Origin of the sequence: Thermus composti, assembly GCF_014647535.1 — a bacterium.
GTDB lineage: Bacteria > Deinococcota > Deinococci > Deinococcales > Thermaceae > Thermus > Thermus composti.
Genome location: NZ_BMPJ01000044.1, coordinates 1 through 8,379 on the forward strand (window position 1 = coordinate 1; position 8,379 = coordinate 8,379).

6 protein-coding genes and 1 pseudogene are annotated in these 8,379 nt (G+C 67.7%); 2 read left to right on the forward strand and 5 right to left on the reverse strand.

From position 1 onward, the window contains the following. Positions 1-286: 286 nt before the first annotated feature. From IEX93_RS11000 to IEX93_RS11880, 4 genes and pseudogenes are all read right to left on the reverse strand, one after another. On the reverse strand, positions 287-1,858 hold the full coding sequence (locus IEX93_RS11000; RefSeq protein WP_188848235.1) for a type I restriction-modification system subunit M: 1,572 nt from the start codon (positions 1,856-1,858) through the stop codon (positions 287-289). A 21-nt stretch (positions 1,859-1,879) separates the two neighbouring features. Continuing rightward, positions 1,880-3,343 (reverse strand): phosphodiester glycosidase family protein, encoded by a 1,464-nt coding sequence (locus IEX93_RS11005; RefSeq protein WP_188848236.1) that lies wholly within the window; start codon positions 3,341-3,343, stop codon positions 1,880-1,882. Between the two features lie 41 nt (positions 3,344-3,384). Further along, a complete protein-coding gene (locus IEX93_RS11010) occupies positions 3,385-5,736 on the reverse strand; it encodes an RtcB family protein (protein WP_371863183.1) in 2,352 nt (783 codons plus the stop codon). Between the two features lie 21 nt (positions 5,737-5,757). Further along, positions 5,758-6,261, reverse strand: a pseudogene (locus IEX93_RS11880) (RtcB family protein); the annotation flags it as partial. 100 nt (positions 6,262-6,361) lie between these two features. Between IEX93_RS11880 and IEX93_RS11015 the strand changes: the two are divergent. Together IEX93_RS11015 and ndk are read left to right on the forward strand one after the other, a co-directional pair. Beyond that, positions 6,362-7,291, forward strand: coding sequence for a PP2C family protein-serine/threonine phosphatase (locus IEX93_RS11015; RefSeq protein WP_188848238.1), 930 nt, complete (start codon positions 6,362-6,364; stop codon positions 7,289-7,291). 22 nt (positions 7,292-7,313) lie between these two features. Then, positions 7,314-7,727, forward strand: coding sequence for a nucleoside-diphosphate kinase (gene ndk / locus IEX93_RS11020; RefSeq protein ID WP_188848239.1), 414 nt, complete (start codon positions 7,314-7,316; stop codon positions 7,725-7,727). On the opposite strand, the gene IEX93_RS11025 is transcribed toward ndk, so the two are convergent. Further along, entirely contained in the window at positions 7,724-8,266 is a 543-nt protein-coding gene (locus IEX93_RS11025; RefSeq protein ID WP_188848240.1) for a LabA-like NYN domain-containing protein, read from the reverse strand. The genes ndk and IEX93_RS11025 overlap by 4 nt on opposite strands. Positions 8,267-8,379: the final 113 nt, after the last annotated feature.

An 8,379-nucleotide genomic window follows, 5' to 3' on the forward strand; every position in this document is an offset into this window, starting at 1 on the left:
TGTATTTACCCAAGCCCCCTTCTTTATTGGCGTGTCAATGGATATGCGGGTGAATATCCGAAAGGGGGGACATTAAAAGGTCTTAAATGAGGCACCCCATACCCTTCTTCGTTGAACTTGCCTTGGGGAAAGCCGTTTTTGACCCAGAGGATACTTTTGCTTCTCAACTCCCCCAACCTCACCACCCGCCACTCTTCGGGTAACGGACCGAGTTCGGTCAGGCGGTAGCCCTCGGGGAGGTCGGTTGGCGCCCTTTTGCCCCTCTGCAGATCGGCCCTGGGCACGACTACCTCCACAGTCCTAGCGCTCGCAAGGCCTCGGCCAGCCTCCGGTCGGCCTCGGCCCGCTCCTCCTCGGCCTCCCGCAAGCGCACCACCGCTTCCTCCAAAGGAAGCACCTCCTCCCCGCCGTTTTGGGCCACGTAGCGGCTTGGCGAAAGGTTGTAATCGTTCCGGGCCGCCTCTTCCAGGGGGATGATGGCGGAAAGCCCTTCCTCGGCCTGCCAGCCGTGGTAGAGCCGGGCAATGGTCTCAATGTGCTCCTCGGCCAGGTAGTTCTTGGGGCGGCCCTTGGCGAAGAGGTTGGAGGCGTTGATGAGCAGAATCTCCCCCGGGTGGCGCTTCCTGCGGTTCACCACCAGGATGATGCCGGGGGCGGTGGTGTTGTAGAAGAGGTTTTCCGGGAGAAGCACCACGGCCTCAATGAGGTCGGCTTCCACGAACCTCTTGCGGATGTCCCGCTCGCGGTTTGTGCCCTGGGTGCCGCTTCCCCGGGAGACCGCCCCCGTGTCCAACACCACCGCCATCCGCCCTGTCTCCTTCAAAGAGGCCAGCATGTGCTGCAGCCAGCCCCAGTCGGCGGTGGAGGCGGGCGGGGTGCCGTAGGGGAAGCGGCCGTAGGGGTCGTTCTCGTAGACATCGGTGGGGAACTCCTGGTTCCACATGGGGTTGGCCACCACCAGGTCAAAGCGCAGGAGGCGGCCCGCCTCGTCGCGGAAGGCGGGCTTGCGCATGGTGTCGCCCAGGCGGATCTCGGCCTCCATATCGTGGATGACGGCGTTCATGCGGGCCATGGCGTAGGTGGCGGGGTTGATCTCCTGGCCGAAAAGCCGTAAGGGGGCGTGCTGGGGGGGCAGGCGGCGGTGGCCGTTTTCCACCACCCCGTGGGTCTCCAGAAGGCGCAGGTGGCACTTGATGAGAAGCCCCCCGGAGCCGCAGGCGGGGTCGTAGACGGTCATGCCGGGCTCGGGTTCCAGGAGGCGGGCCATGAGCACCGCCACCTCGCGGGGGGTGTAGAACTCCCCCGCCGACTGGCCCTGCCCCTCCGCGAACTTGCGCAAGAGGTACTCGTAGGCCCGGCCTAGGATGTCCGGCTCCACGTCGGAAAGGCCCAGGCGGTGGCGGGAAAGGACCTCTATGAGCTTCTTTAGGTACTCGTCAGGCACGATGCGCTGCCCGGCAGCGGTGGCGTTGAAGTCCACCAGGTCAATGACCCCGGAAAGGCGGGGGTTTTCCCGGGCCACCTTCCGCACGGCATCCGTCAGGTACTCCCCTAGCCTTTCGCTTTGCCGGCGAAGGGTGGGCCAGCGGGCCTCCTCGGGGATGTAAAAGCGCACCAGGCCCCGCCCCTCGGCGATGATGCCGTGTCTGCGCTCCTCCTCCACCAGGCTTAGGGCCACCTCCCGGCTGCCGTATTCCTCGGCGAGGCGCGCGAGCTCGTCTTCAAACACGTCGGAAAGCCGCTTGAGGAATACAAGAGGCAGGATGTAGTCCTTGAACTTGGGCGCGTCCACAGGGCCACGGATGGCGCAGGCCGCATCCCAAAGCCAGGTTTCCAGCATGGGGATGTCTAGGGGCATAACTACCCCCATTGTAGGAGACTACTCCAGGTATAAGGCCAAAGCGCTCACCACGGGCCTCGGGGTACCCGTGTAGGGGCTTCGCAATACCCCCTTCACCCAAAGCTGGGCGGAGCCCCCGCCATCCATCCTCAGGGCGTTCCAGGCCCCCAAGGAGAGAAGGGCCCGGGCCAAAGCACCCGGGGTGGTGGGCTCGGAGACGATAAGCCAAAGCCTCCCCTCCCTCGTCCAGGCCACCGCCGCCTGGGGGGCCACCGCCTGGAGGGGCCTTGGGTCTTTAAAGTTCTCCTTGGCGGGCTCGTAGGCGTACCGGCCTTCCTGGACGAGGAGGGGCCCCCCTTCCAGGGCGTAGCGGAAGGGGGGGTCCAGCTTGCCGTAGAGGCTTAGCCGGTCCCCCACGACGAGGGAAAAGGGGGGGCTTCCCTTGGGGAAGCTAAGGGCCCAAAGCCCAGGAGGAAGCTCGGCGGGGGCGGGAAGGACGGCCTTCACCCGGTCCCCTTCCACCAAGGCCACCTCCTCCCCTTCCCGGCCCACGGGGCCCGGGACCGTGTGGGCGGTGTAGCGGGCCCTCGAGGCGTTCACCCCCACCCGCGCCCTGCTTCCGTCCGGCCCCGCCACCTCGGCCACGAACCGGGGAAAGCCCAGGAAGAAGGAAAACCCGTCCCAAAGAAGGGCCACCCGCCCGTAGGGGTAGGCCACCGTCACCCCGTCCTGGACCCAAAGGCCGATGGGGGTCCCGGTCCTCGGATCAAAGTACCCCCCGTTCAGGACGGCGAGGGCCCCCGGGGCCAGGTCCTTGGGGAGGGCCCTTTTCCCCGGGGTGCCCACGGGAAGGAGCTTTCCCCGTTCCGCCTCCACCAGGTAAAACCTTAGGGGCTCCGGGGTGAAGCCGTAGACCTCCCGGTAGCGCACCCCGGGGGCCAGAACCTCCTCCACCTCGGGGGCGAGGAGGTAGAGGTCCAGGACCAGGCGGGGGGGGTCCTCGAGGGGAAAAAGGCGGTAGTAGAGCTGGCCCCCTTCCGCCCTCAAGGCAAGCTCGGTGGCCTCGGGGAGAAGGCGGACCCTGGCCTTAAGGCCCGAAGGCCAAGGGGCCTTAAGGAGGCCCGGGGCGAGGTAGGGCAGGTAGAGAAAAGCCCCCGCCTTACCCCGCTCCTCCCGGGGCTCCGCCCGGTAGGGGACGGGCAGGTCCAGGACCACCCGGAGGCCTTTGGGCTTCTCCCCGAAGCGCACCCCCGCCTCGGGCACCCGGAAGTAGCCCAAGGCCTTCAGGGCCTCTAAGGGAAAGAGGCCTTCTTGGGGCGGGGGGAGCTCCGCCCCCAAGGGCTCGGCCCAGCCCACCCCCGGGGCGTACACCAAGCGCCGCCCGCCCCCCTCGTACACCCAGGCCCCTCCTTCCTCCCGGAAGGTGAGCCCTAATTGCTCCACGGGAAGGAGGGTCTGGCCTAGGGCCAGGCCGAGGAAGAGGAGAAGGGCAAGCCGCCTCATCCTCCCATCCAAGCAAAGCTTTCTGAGAAGCGGATGGAACCCTACCCCTTCACCACGATGAGGGGCCTGAGGCGGGCCACCTTCTTGCCGATCCCCGCCCCTTCCACCGCCTCCACCACCAAGGAGACGTCCTTGTAGGCCTCGGGCATCTCCTCGTCCACCGTGGCCCGGGTGGCCGCCCGCACCAGGATGCCCCTTTCCGCAAGCTCCTTCACCAGGTTCCGCTCCCGGGCCACCTTTTTCGCCTGGTTCCGGCTCATCTTGCGCCCGGCCCCGTGGCAGCTGGAGCCGAAGGAGACCTCCATGGCCTTGGCGGTGCCCGCCAGGACGTAGGAGTAGCGGCCCATATCCCCCGGGACCAGGACGGGCTGGCCCACCTTCCGGTACTCCGCCGGGATCTCCGGGTGGCCGGGGCCGAAGGCCCGGGTGGCCCCCTTGCGGTGGACCAGGACCCGCCGCCCCCCGTGCTCCTCAAACTTGGCGTTGTTGTGGGCCAGGTCGTAAAGGACCCTTAGGCCGTGGTCCCTTGGGGCGAAGCCCACCGCCTCAAAGGCCTCCCGCACGAAGTGGGCGATGAGCTGGCGGTTGGCGAAGGCGAAGTTGGCGGCGGCGGCCATGGCCTGGAGGTAGTCCTGGCCCTCGGGGCTTTTTATGGGGGCCGCCGCAAGCTGCTTGTCCACGAGCTCAATGCCGTAGCGGGGGGCCACCTTGAGGAAGCGCTCCACGTAGTCCTGGCAGACCTGGTGGCCTAGGCCCCGGCTTCCCGTGTGGATGAGGACGGTGATCTGGCCCCGGAAGAGGCCAAAGGCCTCGGCGGCCTCGAGGTCGTAGACCTCGTCCACGTACTGCACCTCGAGGAAGTGGTTGCCGCTTCCCAAGGTGCCGATCTGGGGGGCTCCCCGCTCAAAGGCCCGCTCCGAGACCTTGTCGGGGTTGGCCCAGGGGAGGCGGCCCTCGGACTCAATGAAGCGCACGTCCTCGGGGTAGCCATAGCCCCGCTTCACCAGCCACCCCGCCCCCTCCCTGAGGATCTCCTTGAGCTCCCTTTTGCTGAAGCGCACGTCCCGCCTTTCGCTCCCCACCCCCGAGGGGACCAGGCGGTAGAGGGTGTCGGCGAGCTCCCGCTGGCGGGGGAGGAGGTCCTCGAGGGTGAGGTGGGAAGCTAGGAGGCGGACGCCGCAGTTGGAGACCACGAACCCCTCGGCCACGAAGTTGTGGTCCGGGTGGGCCATGGAAAGGTCGTAAACCCTGCCCCCATAGGGCACCCGCTCCACGGCCACCACCCGGTCAAAGAGCATCCCCGGGTTGGCGGCCACGAACTCGGGGAAGGTGGGAAAGCCCTGGGGCCGGAAAGCGCCCCGCTTCTCGTAAAGCGTCCGCTCCACGAAGCGGCGGGAGACCCCAAGCCGGTGGGCGATGGCCGCCACCTTCGCGCCGGCCTCCCGCAGGGCCAAAGCCTCCGCGGCCAAGGCCTCCCTCCGGGCCAGGTGGGCCTGCTTCAGGCGGAGGTAAAGGGCGGCGAGAAGGGCGAGGCGCGCCTTCCTGGGAGCGTAGGCGTAGCCCACCTCCTCGTAGAGCCGGGCCAGGTTCTCCGGGGTGGAGCGAAGGATGAGCTTGTAGCGGTGGGAGGGGTCCTCGGGCTCCTCCCAGTCCGCCTCCTGGCGGAGGTCCTGGACCTCTAGGCCCAAGGAGGCTACCAGGCGGGCCAGGTCCTCCATGAAGGCCCGCCCCTCGGAGAGGAGGCTTTGCCGCTTGGATTGGGAAACCACCGGGGGGGACAGGTTGTACCCGTGGCCGCTCACCGCCCGGGGCGCGGTAAGCTCCGCGCCAAAGAACCCCGCCAGGAAGTTGGCCTTGAGCCAGTCGGGCAGGGCGAAAAGCCAAGGGGGGAGCCTAAAGCCCTGCTTGGCCTTGGCCCCCTCGGGCAGGCCGAGGGCGTAAAGGAGCAGGTAAAGGGCCCGGGAGGAGACCTTGAGGCTGGCTTCCACCGAGGCGAAGGCCCGCCCCCGGAAGCGATGCGCCCGCCGCCGCACGTAGGGCCCCCCGGCCCGGAAGCCCAGGCGCGCCAGGTCCGCCTTGGCCTCCCAAAGGCCCTCCTCCTCCCCGTAAAGCACCAGGTAGGCCCGCCCCCCCGAGCGGTACAAGGTCCCGTCCCCCAGGGCGTAGCCCAGGAGGCGCAAGAGGGCGGGAAGCTTAGGATGGTCGGCCCTTAAGGGGAGAAGCCCCCGCCCGCGGAGCACCGAGGCGGCCCGGGGGAAGCCCAGCGCCTCGGCCAAGGCCTCCGCCCTTTCCTCCTCCAGGAGGACCAAGGGGGGAGGGGGCTCGTAGGGCAGGCCCCGGAAGGGGTGGACCGCCACCCGGTCCCCGGGCCCAAGCGCCCCGATGGGGCGCATCCCCTCCGGGGTGTAAACCGGGTGGTCGGGGGTGGCCTCCAGGACAAACCCCCCTTCCGTGCGGAGCCGCACCAGCTCCTCCCCCTCCCGGGAAAGGAGGAGGAGGGCGGAAGCCGCCTCGGGCCTCTCCCCAAGACGCCAGGCCACCAGCAAAGGATCCCTCTCCTGGGCCAGCTCCTCTATGGGCCGAGTGTAGCGGTCGTGGGCCAGGACGCGGGTCCCCGCGGGCAGGCAGTTGATGTCAAAACCCACCCCGCCCGGACTCACCACCCCGCCCGCCTCCGGGTCAAAGGCCGCCACCCCGCCGATGGGGAAGCCGTAGCCCCAGTGGATGTCGGGCATGGCCAAGGCGGGCTCCACGATGCCCGGGAGGGTGGCCACGTTCATGAGCTGCTGCAAGGAGGCGTAGTTTTCCGCCTCGAGGTCCTTTAAAATCGCCTCGGAGGCGAAGAAAACCGCGTCCACCCGCATCTTCCCCTGCCGGGGGATGCGGTAGGTGTAGGGGGCGATCCTCTCCAGGCGCATAGACCCCTCCAAAGAAAAGGGCCGGGCCTTCTGGCCCGGGCTTACTTTCAGCGTACCGCGGTATACGTTATGCGTCAACGCCTTGCAGTAAAATCCCCCCGTGGCCTCCCTCGCCTTCGCCCTGGAAACCCACCCCGGCCTCAAACGCCCCAAGAACGAGGACGCCGTGGGCCACGCCCTCACCCCCTGGGGCGGGGTCTTCGTGGTGGCCGACGGGATGGGCGGGCACCGCACGGGAGAGGTGGCGGCGCGGCTCGCCGTGGAGACCCTTTTGGCCCACTTGAAGGCCCAGGAACCCTCCCCCAAGGCCCTCCTCGAGGCCTTTGAACAGGCTAACGCCCGCATCTACCAAGAGGCCCAGCGCCCCGAGAACCGGGGGATGGGCACCACCGCCACCTGCCTGGTCCTGGACCTCCCCTACGCCCTCATCGCCCACGTGGGGGACTCCAGGGCCTACCTCCTCCGCCAGGGGGAGCTTACCCTCCTCACCGAGGACCACTCCTGGGTGGCGGAAAGGGTGCGCCAGGGCCTCCTCTCCCCCGAGGAGGCCAAGACCCACCGCTGGCGCAACGTGATCACCAACGCCCTGGGCTCCTTCCCCCAGGCCCGGGTGGACCTTTTGGGGCTTAAGCTTTCCCCCGGAGATGTCTTCCTCCTCTGCTCCGACGGGCTTTCCGGGGTCCTGGAAGACCGCACCCTAAGGGAGGTCCTGAAGAACTTTCCCCCGGAGGAGGCGGCCAAGCGGCTCGTGGCCCTGGCCAACGAGTGGGGCGGCCCCGACAACATCAGCGCCATCGTGGTGCGCGTCCCCGAGGAGCTTCCCCAAGGCGCAAGGCCCTACGCCCTGCCCCTCGAGGCGGCCCAGGGGGCTCCCGTGCGCTTGAAGCTCGGAGAAGAGCCCGAGGCGCTCCCCACCCAGGTGCTAGAACCTCCTAAGCGCCCCCGGGTGAACTGGCGGGACGCGCTCCTCATCGCCCTTTGGGTCCTGGTGGTGGGCTACATCCTCCTGGGCTATTTCGGCAGGCCCTAGAACCTGGTACACTCCTAGGGGTATGGAGCGCACCTTTGTCATGATCAAGCCCGATGGCTTCCGGCGCGGCCTCGTGGGAGAGATCCTCGCCCGCTTTGAAAAGAAGGGCTTCCGCCTCGTGGGCCTAAAGCTCCTGAAGATCTCCCAGGACCTCGCGGAAAAGCACTACGCCGAGCACCGGGACAAGCCCTTCTTCCCCGGGCTCGTGGCCTTCATCACCTCGGGGCCGGTGGTGGCCATGGTCCTGGAGGGCCCCAACGCCATCGCCGAGGTACGCAAGATGATGGGGGCCACCCACCCCAAAGACGCCCTCCCGGGCACCATCCGCGGAGACTACGCCACCACCATTGACGAGAACGTCATCCACGGCTCGGCCACCCCGGAGGACGCCCAAAGGGAGATCGCCCTCTTCTTCCGCCCGGAGGAGCTCCTCTAGCCCTCCTCCGGGTCCTGGGCCTGGAGCGTGGCCCGAAGCCGCTCCCAGGGGAAGTCGTCCAGGGGGTAGAAGCGGTCCGCCTGCTGGGCTAGGCGGTGGGAGGAGAGGGCGTGGAAGGTGGTGTTCTCCACCTGCTTGCCCAAATCCTGCACCACCCGCACCACCTCGGCGAAGTCCCCGTCCCCCGAGACCAACACGGCGATATCGTAAGCGTTCACGAAGGCCAGGCGGACCATGTCTATGGCGATCTGGATGTCCACCCCCTTCTCCACGAAGCCGTCGGCCCGCCTTTCCAGCCTTCCCAGGCGCACCGCCACGTAGGGCACCCGCTTGAGGTAGTTGAGAAAGCTCTGGTGGGCCTTGGCGGCGGGGTCTTCCGGGGGAAGGGGGGCGTTGTAGTAGTAGGCCCTGAGAAGCTTTCGCCCCGCGGTGAGAAGGCTGATGAACTCCACGAAGTTCAGCCGGTAGTCCGAGCCCAGGTGCTGCACCAACCCCTTGTAGAGGTTGGAGCCGTCAATAAATATGGCCACCCGTTCCATAACCCATCCGCCCCTTTCCGGGCCCTTTCAGTCTACCCCCAAAGGCCCCCCTTTCGGATATTCACCCGCATATCCATTGACACGCCAATAAAGAAGGGGGCTTGGGTAAATAC

Bases quoted from the DNA above. Each gene is read 5' to 3' on its own strand.
- IEX93_RS11010 (WP_371863183.1), bottom strand. From the start codon at position 5,736: ATGCGCCCCATCGGGGCGCTTGGGCCCGGGGACCGGGTGGCGGTCCAC.
- IEX93_RS11005 (WP_188848236.1), bottom strand. From the start codon at position 3,343: ATGAGGCGGCTTGCCCTTCTCCTCTTCCTCGGCCTGGCCCTAGGCCAG.
- IEX93_RS11000 (WP_188848235.1), bottom strand. From the start codon at position 1,858: ATGCCCCTAGACATCCCCATGCTGGAAACCTGGCTTTGGGATGCGGCC.
- ndk (WP_188848239.1), top strand. From the start codon at position 7,314: ATGGAGCGCACCTTTGTCATGATCAAGCCCGATGGCTTCCGGCGCGGC.
- IEX93_RS11025 (WP_188848240.1), bottom strand. From the start codon at position 8,266: ATGGAACGGGTGGCCATATTTATTGACGGCTCCAACCTCTACAAGGGG.